This window comes from Kitasatospora kazusensis (assembly GCF_039529945.1).
In the GTDB taxonomy this organism is placed as follows: domain Bacteria; phylum Actinomycetota; class Actinomycetes; order Streptomycetales; family Streptomycetaceae; genus Kitasatospora; species Kitasatospora kazusensis.
The window spans coordinates 1-17,482 of record NZ_BAAANT010000036.1; the positions used below are offsets into that span (position 1 = coordinate 1).

11 protein-coding genes are annotated in these 17,482 nt (G+C 73.3%); 5 read left to right on the plus strand and 6 right to left on the minus strand.

The genetic code is table 11. From position 1 onward, the window contains the following. Window positions 1–137: 137 nt before the first annotated feature. Window positions 138–1,046, plus strand: a complete 909-nt coding sequence (locus ABD330_RS24745) for a GNAT family N-acetyltransferase (RefSeq protein ID WP_344468184.1) — start codon at window positions 138–140, stop codon at window positions 1,044–1,046. Between the two features lie 28 nt (window positions 1,047–1,074). On the opposite strand, the gene ABD330_RS24750 is transcribed toward ABD330_RS24745, so the two are convergent. Then, window positions 1,075–3,159: an MDR family MFS transporter gene (locus tag ABD330_RS24750; RefSeq protein WP_425555629.1), complete on the minus strand. Its 2,085-nt coding sequence runs from the start codon at window positions 3,157–3,159 to the stop codon at window positions 1,075–1,077. A gap of 355 nt (window positions 3,160–3,514) precedes the next feature. On the opposite strand from ABD330_RS24750, the gene ABD330_RS24755 reads away from it, so the two are divergent. Continuing rightward, complete coding sequence (locus ABD330_RS24755; RefSeq protein ID WP_344468185.1) at window positions 3,515–4,552, plus strand: peptidoglycan-binding domain-containing protein; 1,038 nt, start codon at window positions 3,515–3,517, stop codon at window positions 4,550–4,552. 74 nt (window positions 4,553–4,626) lie between these two features. On the opposite strand, the gene ABD330_RS24760 is transcribed toward ABD330_RS24755, so the two are convergent. The 3 genes from ABD330_RS24760 to ABD330_RS24770 form a co-directional block, all read right to left on the minus strand. Next, the gene (locus tag ABD330_RS24760; protein ID WP_344468186.1) at window positions 4,627–5,211 is read right to left on the minus strand and encodes a TMEM165/GDT1 family protein; all 585 of its coding nucleotides are present in this window, start codon (window positions 5,209–5,211) and stop codon (window positions 4,627–4,629) included. A 221-nt stretch (window positions 5,212–5,432) separates the two neighbouring features. Next, window positions 5,433–6,203: an ABC transporter permease gene (locus ABD330_RS24765; RefSeq protein ID WP_344468247.1), complete on the minus strand. Its 771-nt coding sequence runs from the start codon at window positions 6,201–6,203 to the stop codon at window positions 5,433–5,435. A gap of 48 nt (window positions 6,204–6,251) precedes the next feature. Continuing rightward, window positions 6,252–7,895, minus strand: a complete 1,644-nt coding sequence (locus ABD330_RS24770) for a dolichyl-phosphate-mannose--protein mannosyltransferase (RefSeq protein WP_344468187.1) — start codon at window positions 7,893–7,895, stop codon at window positions 6,252–6,254. Between the two features lie 230 nt (window positions 7,896–8,125). Between ABD330_RS24770 and ABD330_RS24775 the strand changes: the two genes are divergently transcribed. Continuing rightward, a complete protein-coding gene (locus ABD330_RS24775) occupies window positions 8,126–9,211 on the plus strand; it encodes a DNA polymerase III subunit beta family protein (RefSeq protein WP_344468188.1) in 1,086 nt (361 codons plus the stop codon). A gap of 97 nt (window positions 9,212–9,308) precedes the next feature. On the opposite strand, the gene ABD330_RS24780 is transcribed toward ABD330_RS24775, so the two are convergent. After that, a complete protein-coding gene (locus ABD330_RS24780; protein ID WP_344468189.1) occupies window positions 9,309–10,616 on the minus strand; it encodes an MFS transporter in 1,308 nt (435 codons plus the stop codon). 121 nt (window positions 10,617–10,737) lie between these two features. Here ABD330_RS24780 and ABD330_RS24785 point away from each other — a divergent pair, with 121 nt between their 5' ends. Continuing rightward, the gene (locus ABD330_RS24785) at window positions 10,738–11,310 is read left to right on the plus strand and encodes a MarR family winged helix-turn-helix transcriptional regulator (protein WP_344468190.1); all 573 of its coding nucleotides are present in this window, start codon (window positions 10,738–10,740) and stop codon (window positions 11,308–11,310) included. 187 nt (window positions 11,311–11,497) lie between these two features. Here ABD330_RS24785 and ABD330_RS24790 read toward each other — a convergent pair whose 3' ends face one another. Beyond that, on the minus strand, window positions 11,498–13,183 hold the full coding sequence (locus ABD330_RS24790; protein ID WP_344468191.1) for a hypothetical protein: 1,686 nt from the start codon (window positions 13,181–13,183) through the stop codon (window positions 11,498–11,500). 409 nt (window positions 13,184–13,592) lie between these two features. Here ABD330_RS24790 and ABD330_RS24795 point away from each other — a divergent pair, with 409 nt between their 5' ends. Then, window positions 13,593–17,477, plus strand: a complete 3,885-nt coding sequence (locus ABD330_RS24795; protein ID WP_344468192.1) for a Pls/PosA family non-ribosomal peptide synthetase — start codon at window positions 13,593–13,595, stop codon at window positions 17,475–17,477. The last annotated feature ends 5 nt before the right edge of the window (window positions 17,478–17,482 follow it).

A 17,482-nucleotide genomic window follows, 5' to 3' on the forward strand; every position in this document is an offset into this window, starting at 1 on the left:
CATCCGTAGCCTGATCCGCCGGGCATGGACCACTCACCGCTGGGACAACCGCCCGAACCGCCGCCCATGAGCGCACGCCTATCTGCGCGAGCTCTAACCCGCTGCGTGCTGACGGGCCGACCGACTACCGTGCCCCGGTGACAGAATTCGAGATCATCACCGACACCGCGTCCTGGCAGTCCGGCTTCGAGCGGCGGCTCCGGTCCTGGTACGGATCGGTGGGCTACGGCGAGGCGGCGGCCGGGGAACTGCTCCGCCAGGTACGCGAGGACGCCGCCGGCTGGACGGTCGCCCGGATCGGTTCCGCCGGCGCTCCGGTGGGCTGGGTCGCCGTCGGGGTCGGGGAGCGCGACGGCGCGCTGCGGGGGCGGATCGGGGACCTCTGGGTCGACCCGGCGTACGAGGGTCTCGGCCACGAGCGGGCCGCGCGCGCGTGGGCCGAGCGCCGGTGCACGGAGCAGGGCGCGCGCAGCGTCCACGTGCGGCTCACCTGGCCGGCCGGTGACGTCTTCGCCGACTACCCGGTCCGTGCGCAGAGCAGGATGCGCGTCATCGACTCCCCCGCCGCGCTCGTCCACGACGTGACGACGCGGCCGGTCACCGGGGACGAGTACCCGGCGTGGCTGGCCGGCAAGAAGGCGCACTACGTCACCGACATCGTCCGGTCGGGAGCCCGGACGCCCGAGGAGGCACGGCAGAAGTCCGACGAGGACTACGCCCGGCTGCTCCCGGACGGACCGGACACCGCCGGCCACACGATCATGATGATGGAGGTGGCGGGCGAGGTGGTCGGGACGGGCTGGCTGCACCACGGCCACCTGCCCGGCGTGAGCTTCGGCTACTCGCTGGACGTCTACGAGGAGCAGCGCGGCAAGGGGTACGGGCGGGACGCGATGGCGGTCGGCGAACGGGTTGCTCTCGCGGGCGGGGACTCGGCACTGATGTTCAACGTGTGGGGCGGGAACGAGGTGGCGATGAGCCTCTACACCGGCACGGGCTACCTGGTGGTGGAGGAGACCCGGTCGATCGACCTCCCGGCCGGCTGATCACGGGGTGCGGCCGGGTCGGCCCGGGTCAGAAGGAGCGGCCCTCACTGTGCGGGACGTGCGCCGACTCGGTCCGGTCGGGGCGGTCCCGCTCGTCGCCGCACAGGGTGGCGCTGAGACGGTTGAGCAGGTCGGCGAGGTCGCTGAACTGCTGCTCGTCGTAGTCGCCGAGGAGTTTGCCGAGCTGGGTCCGGCGGGCGGCGACGAGTCTGACCGCCACCTCCGTCCCGGTGTCGGTGAGGTGCATGGGCAGCCCGTTGCGGACGGCGAGGCCCCGGCCCTCCACCTCACGGGCGGCCGCCTCGATCACGTCCACCGGGATGATCTTGCGCTCGGCCAGCTCGGCGGGTTCGGCGTGGCCGTGCCGGTGCATCTGGAGCAGCAGCCAGCTGGAGGCCGGTTCGAGGTCGAGCCCGGCCTCGGCGGTGATCCGGCGGAACAGGTCCCGGCGGGCGTCACGGGTGCTCAGGACGGACAGCGCGCGGGCGATCTCGTCCAGCGAGGACCGTTCGACGGGGTTGAGCCCGATGGACTCGCTGAGGTCGGGCGCGGTGACGGTCGAGCGGAGCGTCTGCTGCTGGATGAAGAGCGAGAGCACGAACGCGACGACGGCGATCGGCACGGCGTACAGGAAGACCCGGGTGATCGACTCCGCGTACGCGTGGTGGACGGCCGTCTGCACGGCGGGCGGCAGCGTGGTGATGACGCGCGGGTCGGAGCTGATCGCCGCGGGGTGGAAGCCGGGCGGGAGCGGGACGCCGCGCAGGGCGTCCGTCAGGCGGCTGGTGAGGCCGCTGGCGAAGACCGACCCGAAGATCGAGACGCCGAAGGAGGCGCCGATCGAGCGGAAGAACGTCGCCCCGGCGGTCGCCACGCCCAGGTCCTCGTAGCCGACCGAGTTCTGCACGATCAGCACCAGGACCTGCATCACCAGGCCGAGGCCCAGGCCGAAGACCAGGAAGTAGAGGCTCATCACCGTGGTGCTGGTGTTCTCGGTGAGGCGGGAGAGCAGCAGCAGGCCGACGGTGGTCACGGCGGTACCCGCGATCGGGAAGGCCCGGTAGTGCCCGGTCCGGGCGACGATCTGGCCGGAGCCGATCGAGGTGAGCAGCATGCCGAGCACCATCGGCAGCATGTGGATGCCGGACATGGTCGGCGAGACCTGCATGACGACCTGGAGGAAGGTCGGCAGGTAGGTCAGCGCGCCGAACATCGCGAAGCCGACCACGAAGGAGATCACCGCGACCAGGCTGAAGGTGCGCGAGCGGAACAGCCGGAGCGGGAGCACGGGTTCGGCCGCCTGCCGCTCGACCTCGACGAAGCCGAGCAGCAGGACGAGCCCGAGGATGCCGAGTCCGATGACCTGCCAGGAGCTCCAGGCCCAGGTGGTGCCGCCGAGGGAGGTCATCAGCACCAGGCAGGTGGCCACCGAAGCGATCAGGAAGGTTCCCAGATAGTCGATCGTGTGCTGCCGCTTGTTGTCGCCGGTGTGCAGCACGGTGGCGATCACGGCCAGGGCGACCGCGCCGATCGGCAGGTTGATGTAGAAGACCCAGCGCCAGCTCAGGTTGTCGACGAACACCCCGCCGAGCAGCGGGCCGAGCACGCTGGTGACGCCGAAGACCGCACCGAACAGGCCCTGGTACTTGCCCCGGTCACGGGGCGGCACGAGGTCGCCGACGATCGCCTGGGAGAGCACCATCAGACCGCCGCCGCCCAGGCCCTGGACCGCCCGGAAGGCGATCAACTCGCCCATGTTCTGGGAGATTCCGCAGAGCGCCGAGCCGACCAGGAAGATCACGATGGAGGCCTGGAAGAAACGTTTCCGCCCGTACATGTCGCCGAGCTTGCCCCAGAGCGGGGTGGCCGCCGTGGAGGCGAGCAGATAGGCGGTGACCACCCAGGAGAGGTGCTCCAGCCCGCCCAGGTCACTGACGATGGTGGGCAGCGCGGTGGAGACGATGGTCTGGTCGAGCGCGGCGAGCAGCATCGCCAGCAGCAGCGCGCCGATCGGGACCCAGAGGTTGTGCACCGGCACCGACGGGGGGCCGGTCGGCGGGGAGGCGACGGGCCCCGTCGCACTGCGCTCGGGCTCGGCCGCCGGGTCCGCCATGCCAGCTCCTCGGTGATGTGGCCCGGCGGGACCGGGCACCTCGCAGATGATCATCCAGCTTCACCATGATGTCAGGATTGCCCCGTATTGCGGCATTTGATTGCTCCATCCGCAGCCGTGCAGCGGCAATCCGGCAGCCCGCCTGCGACCCGACGGCCGGCCGAGAGCCGCCGAAGCCTGTCCGACGCTGACCGGAGACGGCCCACGCAGCCGGCCGCCACAAGCCGTTCGCGGATTCGATATCGCCCGCAACCCGCCCATTCCCTCCCCAGAGCGGACGACTCTCCCTGTGCAGTCGGCGGAAGCTGCTGCATAATCAGGCGCGTCCGCCACCCGAGCCGAGGAGGACCGGCCCATGCCGGGACAGCACTGCCCCGCCTGTGGAGCCGTACCGACCCCCGGCGGCTGCGCCTGTCACCAGCACCCGGACTTCGAGGAGACGGCGATCCTGCCGCAGCTCGACGGCCCGGAGCTCGTCCGCCCGTACGTCCCGGCGGCGGTGCTTCCCCCCACCGAGCCGGACGACTTCCCCACCGCGCTGATGCCGCACCTGCCGCCGCACGAGCTGAGCGGGTACCAGCCGGACGGGCCCGCGCAGGACGTCCACCAGAACGTCCACCAGGACGCGCACCAGCCGCAGGCGTACCAGCAGCACGGACCGCAGCGCCGCCGGCCCGCCTACGGACAGGCGCCGCACCGGATACCCGGACCGCCCGAGACCCCGGCGGCCGGTTCGGGCCCCGGCGGCCGGGCCGAGCAGCGGGCACGGCAGCGGGAGGCGTCACCGGGCCGCAGACGGGCCGTCATCCTCTCGGCGGGCGCGGGCATCGCCGCGGTCGGCGCGGGGCTGGCCCTCCTGGTCTCACCCTTCTCCGGCGGGGGCCACCCCGCCGCCGCCCAGGGCGCCGTGCCGCCGGTCAGCAGCACCTACATGAGCCTCCCGGCGGCGCCGGCCGGCGCCGTCACCCCGTCGTCCGCCTCCGGCACGCCGAGTGCCTCGCCCTCCCGGACGAAGGCGACCCACAAGGCGACCCCGAGCCCCTCCCCCAGCCTCACGGCATCCGCCACGACCAGTGCACCGGCCAAGCCGTCCCCGTCCGCGAGCCCGACGGCCCCCAGCCCCACGCCGAGCACCGACACCCCCACGCCCTCCGCGCCGGTGGCGACCCCGGACACGCTGCAGTACGGCGACAGCGGCCCGGCCGTGCTGGCGATGCAGCAGAAGCTCGCCGTCGTGCTGTGCTGGGAGCACGTCCGGACCAACGGGAACTACGACTCCCGCACCGAGCAGGCCGTCAGCGACTTCCAGACCGTCCAGGGCGTCCAGGGCGACCCCGACGGCGTGTACGGGCCGAACACCCGGGCCGCCCTGGAGCAGCGCAGCGGCTGCTGACCCCGGCTCCGGCCCGTGGCCCTGGCCCTGGCCCTGGCACCCAACAGCCGGCCAGGGCCGCAGCCGCGGGCGGCTCAGCCCGCGATCGCCTCGAACAGGCTGAAGGCCGCCATCAGCAGCATGATCCCGGCGGCGATCCTGACGATGACCTTCATCGGCACGTACTGCAGCAGCTTCTGCCCGCCCACGATGGCGATCCCGCCCACCGCGCAGAGCGCCAGCCAGGCGCCCAGGCCGACCGAGAGCGGGTCGGCGTACTTGGCCGCCAGGTTGGCCGTCATGATCTGGGTGAGGTCGCCGAACTCGGCGACCGCGACGACCACGAAGCTCGCGCCGGCCACCCGCCAGAAGCCGGACGAGGACGGTTCCTTCCCGGCGTGGCCCTCCTCGTCGTCGTCGTTGTGCCAGAGCAGCATCGCCGCGCCGATCAGGAAGAGCAGGCCGGTGACGCCCTCCACCCAGCGCTGCGGCAGCATCGCCAGCAGGCTGCCCGCGACCAGGGCCAGCCCGACCTGGAGGGCGAAGGCGGCGGCGATCCCGGCGAAGACGTAGCCCGCCCGGTAGCGGGTGCCCAGCACCAGGCTGGCCAGGGCGGTCTTGTCCGGCAGTTCGGCCAGGAAGATGATGCCGAAGGTGACGGCGGCAACGGTCAGGCTCATCGGTGGTGGGATTCCCTCGCTCGGGCTGCCGAGCCGGTGCTCCGTCAGGGACGCCTCGGCCCGACAGCACTGGTCATGGTCACAGCACTGCGGCCGAAGGTCTCGCCAACACCCCGGCCCCTTGCTGAGAAACCTGGCGGGTGTCCCGGGCGCCGGGCCCACGAATGGGCCAGTATGTCGACGGTCCGGTGGAGGGCTACTCCCCTTCAACGCCCGCCAGCCTACCCGATCACCGGCCCGGTCCCGGTGGTCACCCGGCCCCGGCCGACCAGCTCCAGCACCACCACGATCGCCACCGACTCCACCGCGAGCAGCGCGACCAGCACGAACAGCTGCACCGCGCCCGCCTGGACGGGCGTGGCGCCGCCGAGCAGCATGCCGACGAACGCGCCGGGCAGCGTGACCAGGCCCACCGTCCGGGTCTGGTCCAGCGCGGGGACCAGCGAGGTCGCGGCGGCCGTCCGGCAGATCTCCAGCCGGGCGTCCCGGTCCTCGAAGCCCAGCGCGAGCGCCGCCTCCACCTCGCCGCGCCGCTGGCGCAGCTCGTCCAGCGCCCGGCGGCCCGCCAGCGAGGTGGCGCTCAGCGCGCCGCCGATCAGGATGCCGGCCACCGGGATGATCGAGATGCCGTGCCGGGGCAGCAGCCCGGTGGCGAGCAGCAGGGCCAGTACCGGCAGTATCCCCAGGCCGATCGGCGCCGCCGCCCAGACCCAGTCCGGCCCGTCGGTCATCCGCCGCCCGGCGGTGCGGACGGCGACCGCGAACATGACCAGGACGAACAGCGCGGACGTCCAGAGCGAGCCGACCACCCAGGTGATCACCAGCGCGACCACCCCCAGCTGGACCACCGCCCGCACCACCGCGCGCAGCACCGCCCGCCCGTGCCCGAGCAGGCCCCAACCCGCCGCCGCGACGGCGCCCAGGCCCAGCAGCGCGGTGACCACGCCCAGCAGCGGGGTCACCGGCAGGAGCTGGGTGGAGGCCGCCGCCAGCCGTGCCGCCTCAGACGCCGCCTTCGACGCCACCTCCGCCGTCACCGGTCAGATCCAGGTGGTGAACCACATCCGGTTCTGCCAGTCCGTCATCGGGATCACCTCCGCCGTGTAGAGCGGGTAGAAGAACAGGAAGCAGATCATGATCGCCAGGACGATCGTGCCGGCGGCGGCCGCCCCGTACCGGCGCCGCCGGACCGAGCAGCCGGGCGGCCCGAGGATCGCGCCGAGCAGCTGCGCCACCGCAAGGCAGAGGAACGGCACCAGCACCACCATGTAGAACGAGAAGATCGTCCGGTGCTGGTACTGGAACCAGGGCAGGTAGACCGCCGCGACGGCGGCCAGCACCGCGCCCGAGCGCCAGTCCCGCCGGAAGAACCAGCGCCAGAGCAGGTAGACCAGGGCGAAGCAGGCCGTCCACCAGAGCAGCGGGGTGCCGAGCGCCAGGATCTGGCTCGCGCAGCCGCCGGGCGCGGTGCAGCCCTGCTGGCCCTGCGCGGTCTGCTGCCAGTACATCGAGACCGGGCGGCCCTGGACGAGCCAGCTCCACGGGTTGGACTGGTAGGTGTGCGGGCTGCTGAGACCGGTGTTGAAGTCGTACATCTGCGCCTGGTAGTGCCACCAGCTGCGCAGACCGCTCGGCACCCAGCCCATCGGGACCTGCGGCAGCGGGATGTCCACCACCGGCGTCCGGGGCGGGGAGAGCCCGGCCCGCCCGTCGGCCCACTGCCGGTCGAAGCCTCCCTTGGTGAGGAACCAGCCCGCCCAGGAGCCCAGGTAGACCAGGACGGCGACGCCGACCAGCGAGAGGAAGGCGGGCAGCGCGTCCCGGCGCAGCATCGAGCGGTACGGGCGGTGCGCCCCGGCCCAGCGCCGGCCGGCCTGGTCCCACAGCACGGTCAGCAGGCCGAACACCGCGAGGACCTGGAGGCCGTTCCACTTGGTGCCGCAGGCCGCACCGAGCAGCAGCCCGGCCGCCAGCCGCCAGGGCCGCAGCCCGAACCGGACCTCGTCACCGGCTCTGCCGCCCTCGGCCCGGGCGGCGCGCAGCGTCCGGCGGGTGCGGTCGCGGTCGACCAGCAGGCAGCCGAAGGCGGCGAGCACGAAGAACATCAGCACGCTGTCCAGCAGCCCGACCCGGCTCATCACGAACTGGAGGCCGTCCACCGACATCAGCAGCGCGGCGGTGCAGCCGAGCAGGGTGGAGGAGAAGAGCCGCCGCCCGATCCTGGCCAGCATCAGCACGGTGACGGTGCCGATCAGCGCGACCATCACCCGCCAGCCGAAGGGGTGCAGCCCGAACGCCCACTCGCCGAGCGAGATGACCCACTTGCCGAGCGGCGGGTGCGCGATGAACTCGGGGGTGGGGGTGAGCGGGACGATCTGCGGGACGCCGAGGATGTCGGTGTTGGCGTTCTCCGGCCACTGGCCCTCGTAGCCCTGTTGGAGCAGCGACCAGGCGTCCTTGGGGTAGTAGGTCTCGTCGAAGACGAAGGCGTTCGGGTGGCCGAGGTCCCAGAACCGGAGCAGCCCGGCGAAGAGCGCCACGGCGATCGGCCCGAGCCACCCCGAGTGGCGGACGGCCCAGGCCGGCAGGCCGCCGCGGGCCACCCAGGCCGACGGGCCACTGCCGGCCGGCGCGTCGGGGGCGTCCTCGGGGGCTGGGGTGTCGGTGACTGCCGCGTACGCCATGACCTCGCCGATTCGTCGCTTGGACCGCTGAGCGCTGGTCCCCGGCTGCTGATGGGGTGACAGCCCCGGCTGACACTATGTGGGGTTTGGGGCGAAATCCTAGCCCGGGACGGCCCGGCGAGCCGTGCGGGCGGGTGGGCGCGGGCCGGTTCGGGTGCCGGTTCGGGTGCCGGCCGGCGGTTGACCCTCGACCTGGTCGAGGGCTCAGAGTCCTGGATGTGGAGAGCGAGATGCGCAGTATCGGGGAGATGGCCCGGGACAGCGGGCTGAGCGTGAGTGCCCTGCGGTTCTACGACGGCGCCGGGGTCTTCGGGCCCGCCGAGGTGGACCCGCGGACCGGGTACCGCCGCTACGCCCGGGAGCAGGTGGCAGACGCCCGGCTGATCGCCCGGCTGCGCCGGGTCGGGATGCCGCTGCCGGACATCTCCCGGGTGCTCACGGGCGACCGGGCCGAGGCCCGGCAGGTGCTCGACGGCCATCTGCGGCGGCTGGAGGACGGCCTCGCCGATGCCCGCCGCGAGCTCTCCACGGTCCACACGCTGATCGACCTGAGGGAGAACCCCATGAGCACGACCACCACCCGGCTGACCGTCCCCGCCGCAGGGCTGGCCGCCGCACTGGACGCGGTGCGGTTCGCCGTCGGCACCGACCCCGGACTGCCCGCCGTGACGGGTGTACTGCTGGAGCTGGAGGCGGACGTGCTGCGCCTGGTCGCCACCGACCGCTACCGGCTCGCCGTCTCCGCGGCCCCGGCCGGCGGCCTGGCCGGCCCTGCGGTGAGTGCGATCGCGCCGCTGCCGTTCGTGGACGGGCTGCGCGCGCTGCTCGACGGCGGCGACGCCGGGTCGGCGGACACGGTGCCGGCGGACGCGGTGCTGGAGATCGACGGGCCGCTGCTGACCGTCACCGTCGGCGACCGCCGGGTCGGCGCGGAGCGGATCGACCAGGACTACCCCGACTACCGCCGGATGCTGCGCCTCCAGCCGACCCATCAGGTCCCGGTCGGGGCCGCCGCCCTGCGCGAGACCCTGTCCTCGGGCGCCACCCGCAGCATGGTGCGCGGCCAGGACGGCGCGGAGTGCGAGGTCTCGGTACTGGTCCTGGACGCCGACGGCACACTCACCGTCTCGGACAGCGGCAGCGAGAACGCCGCGGTGTCCGTCGGGGTGAACCGGGAGTTCCTGCTGGAGGCCCTGGACGCGGTCGGCCAGGACCAGCTGGTCCTGGAGCTCGGCGGCCCGATCGTCCCGCTGGCGATCCGCTTCCCGGCCCGCCAGGACACCTTCTCGCTGCTGATGCCGACCAGGCTGTCGTAACCGCACATCGTGGAGCGAGCGCGGCGGGGGCGCGGGGAGACCTCCCCCGCGCCCCCGCTGGGCACGCCGTCGGCGCGCAGCGCTTCCGGCGGAGCCGTTACGCCGCCGTCCGGAGCTCGCGGACCGGGGCCGGGACGGGTGCGGCGGTCGCCCCGGCCGCGTTGTCCTGGGCCGGCGTCAAGTGCCGCCGCAGGCGGATCGCCAGGGTGACGATCAGCAGGGTGCAGCCCGCCATGGCGGCCAGGTAGACCGGCCAGGTGCCGGAGCCGACCAGCAGGACGCCGACCGCCGGGCCGACCGCGATGGCGATCTGCTTCACCAGGGCGTACCCGGAGTTGTAGGTGCCGAGCAGCCGGGCCGGGGCCAGGTCGGCGACGATCGGGCCCAGGGTGGGGGCGAGCAGGGACTCGCCGACCCCGAAGAGGGCGTAGACGGCGACGATCGCGACGGTGGCGGCGAGCGCCTCGCCCCGGATCAGGCCGGCCACCAGCGCCATCGTCCAGGCGCCCAGCCAGACCACTCCGGCCGCCGCCATGGCGGTGGTGCGGCGGCGGCGCTCGGTGAGCTTCACCATGAACATCTGCAGGACGACGATGGTCAGCGCGTTGGCGCCGATCGCCAGGCCCAGGGTGGACGGCGCGGTGCCGACGGTGTCGGTGGCGAACGCGGCGACGCCGGACTCGAACTGGCCGTAGCAGGTGAAGAAGATCAGCCCGGCGAGCAGGCAGAGCCGCAGCATGGCCTTGTCCGCGACCAGGGCGCGCAGCCCGCTCGGGCCCTTCGCGTCCTGGAGCAGGAAGGGCGCGGCGGCCGGGATGCGGGCCGAGCCGGTCACGGCGGCCAGGCCGAGGAAGGTGACCGCCTCGATGGTGAACAGGCGGGTCAGGCTGGACGGGTCCGCGACGTTCACGATCTGGCCGCCGACCAGGGCCCCGATGCCCATCCCCAGGTTGATCAGGGTGAACTGGAGCGCGAAGGCGCGCGACCGGGTGGCCTTGGTCGAGCAGCGCACGATCATGGTGGCCAGGGCCGGCTGGCAGGTGGTGACACCGGCGCCGAACAGGAACGAGGAGACCAGCAGCATCGGCGCGCCGGTGGCGTGCCCGAACGCGAACGCGCCGGTGGCGGCGAGCGCCGCGCCGGCCAGCAGCACCGGCCGGGGGCCGTAGCGGTCGATGCCGCGGCCGGTGAACGGCAGCACGGCGAGCGCGGCCAGCGCGAAGACGGTGAACACCATCCCGGCCGCGAGTGAGCCCAGGCCCCGCACCTGGTCCACGTAGACGAACATGTACGGCATCGTGAATCCGCTGCCGAACGCACTGAGCGCGTTGCCGATCTGGACGCGGCGCAGCGGGCCGCCCGCCCCATGACGCCGCTGCCTCTGCTGCTTCACCGTGCCGGTCACCGTGCACACCCTTTCACTGGATACTTTTAAGCTCGGAAGATTTCAGAGCTAAAGTCTATGTAGGGAAACCTTAACGTGTCAAAGGCTTAAGCCTCACAAGCCGCCATGGGACACTGGGCCCATGAGTGAACACAGACCCGCAGCACCGACCTGCGGGGCCGGCGGCGAGCTGGACATCGCCGAGCAGGTCGCCCTCTACCAGCGGGAATTCCCCACCGTGGACCCCCAGGTGGAGACCATCGTGTCGACGCTGTCCCGGGTCGCCCGGCGGATGGGCGTGTCGTACAGCAGGCAGCTGACCGTGCTCGGGATCACATCCGCCGAGTGGGAGGTGCTCAAGGCCCTGGTGGTCGCGGGCAGCCCGTACCGGCTCGGGCCCGGTGACCTGGCCAAACGGCTCGGACTGACGCCCGCCGCGATGACCCACCGGATCGACCGGATGGTCACCGAGGGCCTGGTCACCCGGGAGCGGGACGAGAACAACCGGGTCCGCGTGATCATCGAACTGACCGAGGACGGCCGCGACAAGTGGCTGGAGTCGATGCGGATGGCGGCGGTCTTCGAGGAGGAACTGCTCCAGGACATCACCGCCGAGGAGCGTCCCGCCCTGTCGAACCTGCTCGGCCGGATGCTGCACCGGATCGAGCGGACCCAGCCGGACGCCCTCGGCCGCACCGACGACCTGGCGACCTGACGACCTGACGGAGAGGTCCGCGACCTGACAGAGCAGCGGCCGTCCCCCGGATCGGGAACACCGCGAGCACCGCGGGGACAACAGGGACAGCACGGACGATGCGGACGTTGCGGGCAGCACGAAGCCCGGGCCGCCGGAGGGCGGCCCGGGCTTCGTGGCCGGGAGGGCCCCGGTCAGGGGCGGCGGGTCAGGACCCGTGGCCGCCCGTGTAGTAGCCGGAGATGTCGCCGATCAGCTGCACCGTGCCCGGGCCGGAGTTGTACAGGTCGACGAAGCCGTCCGCGCCGACCGTGGCGTTGGCCATCCCCGCGACCGTCGCACCCGCCGTGAAGTTGAGGTTCGAGGCGACCGGGAGGCCGGATCCATCGGCTGGCTGGCCCACCGGGCCGGCGTCGGGGAAGACCGTGACGAAGCCCCCGGTGGTGGGCTGGGTGGCGGTCACGTTGAGCAGCAGCGAGCTGATGCCCCAGGTGGCCGGCTCCCGGTCCCAGACCGTGAGCGAGTGGTGGGCCGCGAGCGGGTTGGAGGCGTTGCCGTCCGTACGGGTGTCGAACAGCCGCTCCGGCGCCTGCGGGACGAACACGCCGTGCGAGATGTCGCCCGTGGTGTCCGGGGTGAAGTACCCGGTGGTGTCCGCCACCACGTCGGCCGGGCCGGTGCCGCCGTTGTAGATGTCCACCGAGCAGTTGCCGCCGAGGCTCGCGGTGACCATGTTGGGGATGGTCTCGCCCGCCGTGAAGTTGAGGTTCGAGGCGGTCGGACGGTCCTGGCCGTGCGGGTAGACGGTGAGGAAGCCGGCGGACTGCGGGTTGGTGACGGTCACGTTCAGGGCCGCCGCGTCGGCGGCCGAGGGCACCTGGCTGCCGTTGCAGACGTCCAGCGTCACGGTGCCGTGGCCCGGCACGGTGCCCGAGCCGCCCGTGCCGTACCGGGTGTCGAGCACCCGGGCCGGGCTGGTGGGGTTGTAGAGCGCGCCGCTGGAGCCCAGGGTGTAGTAGCCGGCGATGTCCACGACCACGTCGGCGGTGCCGCCGGAGTGGTTGTAGAGCTCGATGTTGCCGTCCAGGCCGAGCGGGACCGTCGCCATGTTGGGGACGGTCTGGCCCGCACCGTAGTTCAGGTTGGACGTGCCGGGGTTGGACTGGTCGGCGGGGTACGCGGTGATGAAGCCCGCCGCCTGCGTGTTGGTGACCGTCAGGTTCAGCGCCACCGCGATGGCGCCGTTCGGGACGGCGCCACCGTTCTTGGTGACCGGGACCATGAGGGTGCCGCCCGGCGCGATGGCCTGGGTGTTGCGGGTGTCCAGCAGCCGGCGCGGGGTGACCGGCACGTAGGTGCCGGCGCTGCCCAGGGTGAAGGTCAGCGGGGTGCCCGAGGAGCTGTTCAGGGGGGTGCCGTGGTCACCGTAGGCGTGGGTGCCGTTGGCGTCGGTGACGTCGATCTCCAGGCTGTACATGCCCGGAGCGCAGCCCGTCGGCGTGAAGTGGCCGCCGGCGTCCTGGACGGCACTGGGGGCCGGGAAGTCGAGCTTGACCTCGACCGGGCCGCTGGTGGTGCCGGCCGGGTAGCTCGCGGAGGCGGTGGGCGCGCAGGCCATCGGCCCGTGCGCCGTCACGTCGACCTTCGTGTAGCCGACCGAGTCGGTCAGCGCGAAGTCGACGTCGAGGCTGCCGCCGAGCTGGACCTGGTCGGGGATTCCGACCGGGCCGAACGTGATGTCGGGGGCCGCGTTGGAGTGGGTGGCGCCGTCGGCCCAGCTGGGCGAGACCGAAGCGAGGAGCCCCGCGGCGGCGGCGACGGTCAGTGTGGTCGTCCGCAGACGTCCCCGGCGGGTTATCCGGATGCGTCTGTGGCGGGCTGTGCGAGTGGTCATGTCACCCTTCGATTGAGTGCCGCTCCCCCCGGTGCGGCGATGCTCGGTGTCGCTCGGCACGGGCTGTGACGGGCTGACGGACCGTGATCGTAACGGGCGGGTCCGACCGGCCGGACGGCGCATGCCCGGCTGGGCCGTACGGGCGAATCACCCTGATGTCGGTGTGGCGTGAGTCACATTTCGGGGAATGCGACTGACGGACCGTCAGATCGACTGACTGTCCGTCATATCTCTTGCCGGTCAACCCTCCCCACTGCTGACGGCTCGTCAGATCAGCTCGGATTTCGCCGAGTTGGGACGAAGATCGTCCGGCAGGTCACCCCGGAACGGCGGAACGGCGGGGCTACTATCGATGGGTTGTCCGCTTCGGCACAGGTCACGGAGGGGTACGAGGGACGAGGAGCACCCGATGGTCGTCACGACGCAGAGCCGCACCGCACCGGAGCAGGACGCCCCGGCACCCGCCCTGTTCCCGGGCCGCCCGGCCACCGCGCCGCGCACCCTGGTGGACCTGCTGGACGAGACCGTCCGGGCCCACCCGCAGGAGCCCGCCCTCGACGACGGCACCACCACGCTCAGCTACCGCGCGCTGGCCGCCGAGGTCGAGGCGCTGCGCAGGCGCCTCGCGGCGGCCGGGATCGGCGTCGGCGACCGGGTGGGCGTCCGGGTGCCGTCCGGCACCAACGACCTGTACGTCTGCATCCTGGCCGTGCTCGCCGCCGGGGCGGCCTACGTCCCGGTGGACGCCGAGGACCCGGACGAGCGCGCCGAGCTGGTCTTCGGCGAGGCCGCCGTCGCCGCCGTGCTGGGCGCCGGGCGCAGCCTGACCCTGACCGGACCGCCGAGCGGCAACGCCCCCGGCCGCCCCGGCCCCGGGCACGACGCGTGGATCATCTTCACCTCCGGCTCCACCGGCAGGCCCAAGGGCGTGGCCGTCACGCACCGGAGCGCCGCCGCCTTCGTCGACGCCGAGGCCGCGCTCTTCCTCCAGGACGAGCCGATCGGCCCCGGCGACCGGGTGATGGCCGGACTGTCCGTCGCCTTCGACGCCTCCTGCGAGGAGATGTGGCTCGCCTGGCGCTACGGCGCCTGCCTCGTCCCGGTGCCGCGCTCGCAGGTGCGCAGCGGCGCCGACCTCGGCCCGTGGCTGGCCGAGCAGGAGATCACCGTGGTCTCCACCGTGCCCACCCTCGCCGCGCTCTGGCCCGCCGAGGCGCTGATCGAGGTGCGGCTGCTGATCTTCGGCGGCGAGGCCTGCCCGCCCGAGCTGGTGCAGCGCCTGGTCACCGAGGGCCGCGAGGTCTGGAACACGTACGGCCCGACCGAGGCCACCGTGGTCGCCTGCGCCGCACTGCTGACCGGCGACGGACCGGTCAGGATCGGCCTGCCGCTGGACGGCTGGGAGCTGGCCGTGGTGGACGAGGCCGGGCAGCCCGTCCCGATGGGCGCCAGCGGCCAGCTGGTGATCGGCGGCGTCGGGCTGGCCCGCTACCTGGACGCCGGGAAGGACGCGGAGAAGTACGCCCCGCTGGAGTCGCTCGGCTGGCAGCGTGCCTACCGCAGCGGCGACCTGGTGCAGGCCGAGCCCGAGGGCCTGGTCTTCCTCGGACGCGCCGACGAGCAGATCAAGCTCGGCGGCCGCCGGATCGAGCTCGGCGAGGTGGACGCGGCGCTCCAGGCGCTGCCCGGCGTGGCCGGTGCCGCCGCCGCCGTCCGGACCGCCAAGGGCGGCAACCAGCTGCTGGTCGGCTACCTGGTCACCCAGGACGGCTGGGACCGGGCGAAGGCCGTCGAGCGGCTGCGCGCCGAGCTGCCCGCCGCACTGGTGCCGCTGCTCGCCCCCGTCGAGTCGCTGCCCACCCGCACCTCCGGCAAGGTCGACCGGGCCGCCCTGCCCTGGCCGCTGCCCGACCTGGCGGGCGCGAAGGACGACGGCGCCCCCGCCGAACAGCTCTACGGCACCGAGGCCTGGCTGGCCGAGCAGTGGAGCGAGATCCTCGGCGTGCCGGTCACCGGCGCCCAGGAGGACTTCTTCGCCATCGGCGGCGGCAGCCTGGCCGCCGCACAGCTCACCACGCTGCTGCGCCGCCGCTACCCCTCCGCCGCCGTCCTCGACATCTACCAGCAGCCCGTGCTGCGCAAGCTCGCCCGCCTGCTGGAGCGCTCGGCGCAGGGCGACGGCGCCGTCCGCCCGGTGGCTCCGGTGCCGCTGCGGGCCAGAGTCGTGCAGACGCTGCTGCTGCTCCCGCTCTTCACCCTGGTCGGCCTGCGCTGGACCACCGGGCTGCTGGCGCTCGGCAACGTACTCGGCTGGTTCGGCGCCTACCCGTGGGCACCGACCGCCTCCTGGTGGCTGGTCGGCGCCGCCGCGCTGCTGCTGTTCAGCCCGCCGGGCCGGCTCGCCCTCGCGGCCGGCGGCGCCCGGCTGCTGCTGCGCGGGCTGAAACCCGGCAGCTACCCGCGCGGCGGCGGCGTCCACCTGCGACTGTGGACCGCCGAGCGGCTCGCCGAGCTGAGCGGCGCGACCTCGCTCTCCGGGGCCTGGCTGATCCGCTACGGCCGGGCGCTCGGCGGCCGGATCGGACCGGAGGTCGACCTGCACTCGCTGCCGCCCGTCACCGGCATGATCCGGCTCGGCCGGGGCTGCGCGATCGAGGCCGAGGTGGACCTGTCCGGCTACTGGCTGGACGGCGACCTGCTGAAGATCGGCCAGCTCCGGGTCGGGTCCGGCGCGGTGATCGGCACCCGCAGCGTGCTCTTCCCCGGCGCCCGGGTCGGCAAGCGGGCCGAGGTCGCACCCGGCTCCGGCGTCACCGGCCAGATCCCCACCGGCCAGCGCTGGGGCGGCGCACCCGCCACCAAGCTCGGCAAGGCCGACCGCGCCTGGCCCAAGCAGCGCCCGCCGCACCGCACCGGCTGGGCCGTCGGCTACGGCGCGACCGGTCTCGCGCTGACCCTGCTGCCGGTGGTCTCGGGCCTCGTCGCGCTCGCCGTGATCAGCCTCTTCGTGCACCCCGGCGACACCCTCGGCGCGGCGGTCACCGGCGCGCTGACCGGCCTGGCGCCCGCCACGCTGGCCTTCGGCCTCACGTACGCCGCGCTGCTGCTGGCCGGCGTCCGGCTGCTCAGCCTCGGGCTGCGCCCCGGGCACCACGCGCTGCACGGGCGGATCGGCTGGCAGGCCTGGACGGTCAGCCAGCTGATGGACCTGGCCCGCGAGACGCTCTTCCCGCTCTACGCCGGCCTGATCACGCCGGTCTGGCTGCGCGCCCTGGGCATGAAGGTCGGCAGCCGGGTCGAGGCCTCCACGGTGCTCGCGCTGCCCAGCCTGACCACCGTCGGCGACGGCGCCTTCCTGGCCGACGACACCCTGATCGCCCCGTACGAGCTGGGCGGCGGCTGGCTGCGGCTCGGCGAGGCGGAGATCGGCGAGCGGGCCTTCCTCGGCAACTCCGGCATGACCGCGCCCGGGCGCGCCGTGCCGGACCGGGGGCTGGTGGGCGTGCTGTCCGCCACCCCGAAGAAGGCCAAGAAGGGCAGCTCGTACCTGGGCATGCCGCCGATGAAGCTGCCGCGCGCCGCCACCGGCGGCGACCAGAGCCTGACGTACGACCCGCCGGCCCGGCTGCTCTGGGCGCGCGGGCTGGTCGAGGTCTGCCGGCTGGTGCCGGTGCTGGCCTCGGCCGCCGTCGGGGTGCTGACGCTGGCGGTGCTCGCCCGGCTGGCCACCACGTCGGTCGCGCTGGCCGCGCTGCTCTCCGGGGTGGTGCTGCTGGGCGCCGGGGCGCTGGCCTGCCTGGTGTCGCTGGCCGCCAAGTGGCTGCTGGTCGGCCGGTTCCGCGCGGTCGAGCACCCGCTCTGGAGCAGCTTCGTCTGGCGCAACGAGCTGGCCGACACCTTCACCGAGGTGCTGGCCGTGCCGTGGCTGATCGGCTCGGTGCCCGGAACGCCGGTGATGAACCTGTGGCTGCGGGGCCTCGGCGCCCGGATCGGCCGGGGTGTCTGGTGCGAGAGCTACTGGCTGCCCGAGGCGGACCTCGTGACGCTGGGCGACGGGGTGAGCGTGAACCGGGGCTGCGTGCTCCAGACCCACCTCTTCCACGACCGGATCATGCGGATGGATACTGTGATCCTCCGCGAGGGCGCCACGCTCGGCCCTGGCGGAATCGTGCTGCCCGGCAGCACCATCGGGGCCCGTAGCACCCTGGGGCCGGCCTCGCTGGTGATGCGGGCGGAGTCCGTCCCCGCCGACACCCGCTGGCTGGGCAACCCGATCGAGGCCTGGCAGGCATAGGCGAA

Coding starts and splice junctions, on each gene's coding strand:
- ABD330_RS24750 (WP_425555629.1), bottom strand. CDS start 3,159: ATGGCGGACCCGGCGGCCGAGCCCGAGCGCAGTGCGACGGGGCCCGTC.
- ABD330_RS24755 (WP_344468185.1), top strand. CDS start 3,515: ATGCCGGGACAGCACTGCCCCGCCTGTGGAGCCGTACCGACCCCCGGC.
- ABD330_RS24760 (WP_344468186.1), bottom strand. CDS start 5,211: ATGAGCCTGACCGTTGCCGCCGTCACCTTCGGCATCATCTTCCTGGCC.
- ABD330_RS24770 (WP_344468187.1), bottom strand. CDS start 7,895: ATGGCGTACGCGGCAGTCACCGACACCCCAGCCCCCGAGGACGCCCCC.
- ABD330_RS24775 (WP_344468188.1), top strand. CDS start 8,126: ATGCGCAGTATCGGGGAGATGGCCCGGGACAGCGGGCTGAGCGTGAGT.
- ABD330_RS24785 (WP_344468190.1), top strand. CDS start 10,738: ATGAGTGAACACAGACCCGCAGCACCGACCTGCGGGGCCGGCGGCGAG.
- ABD330_RS24790 (WP_344468191.1), bottom strand. CDS start 13,183: ATGACCACTCGCACAGCCCGCCACAGACGCATCCGGATAACCCGCCGG.
- ABD330_RS24795 (WP_344468192.1), top strand. CDS start 13,593: ATGGTCGTCACGACGCAGAGCCGCACCGCACCGGAGCAGGACGCCCCG.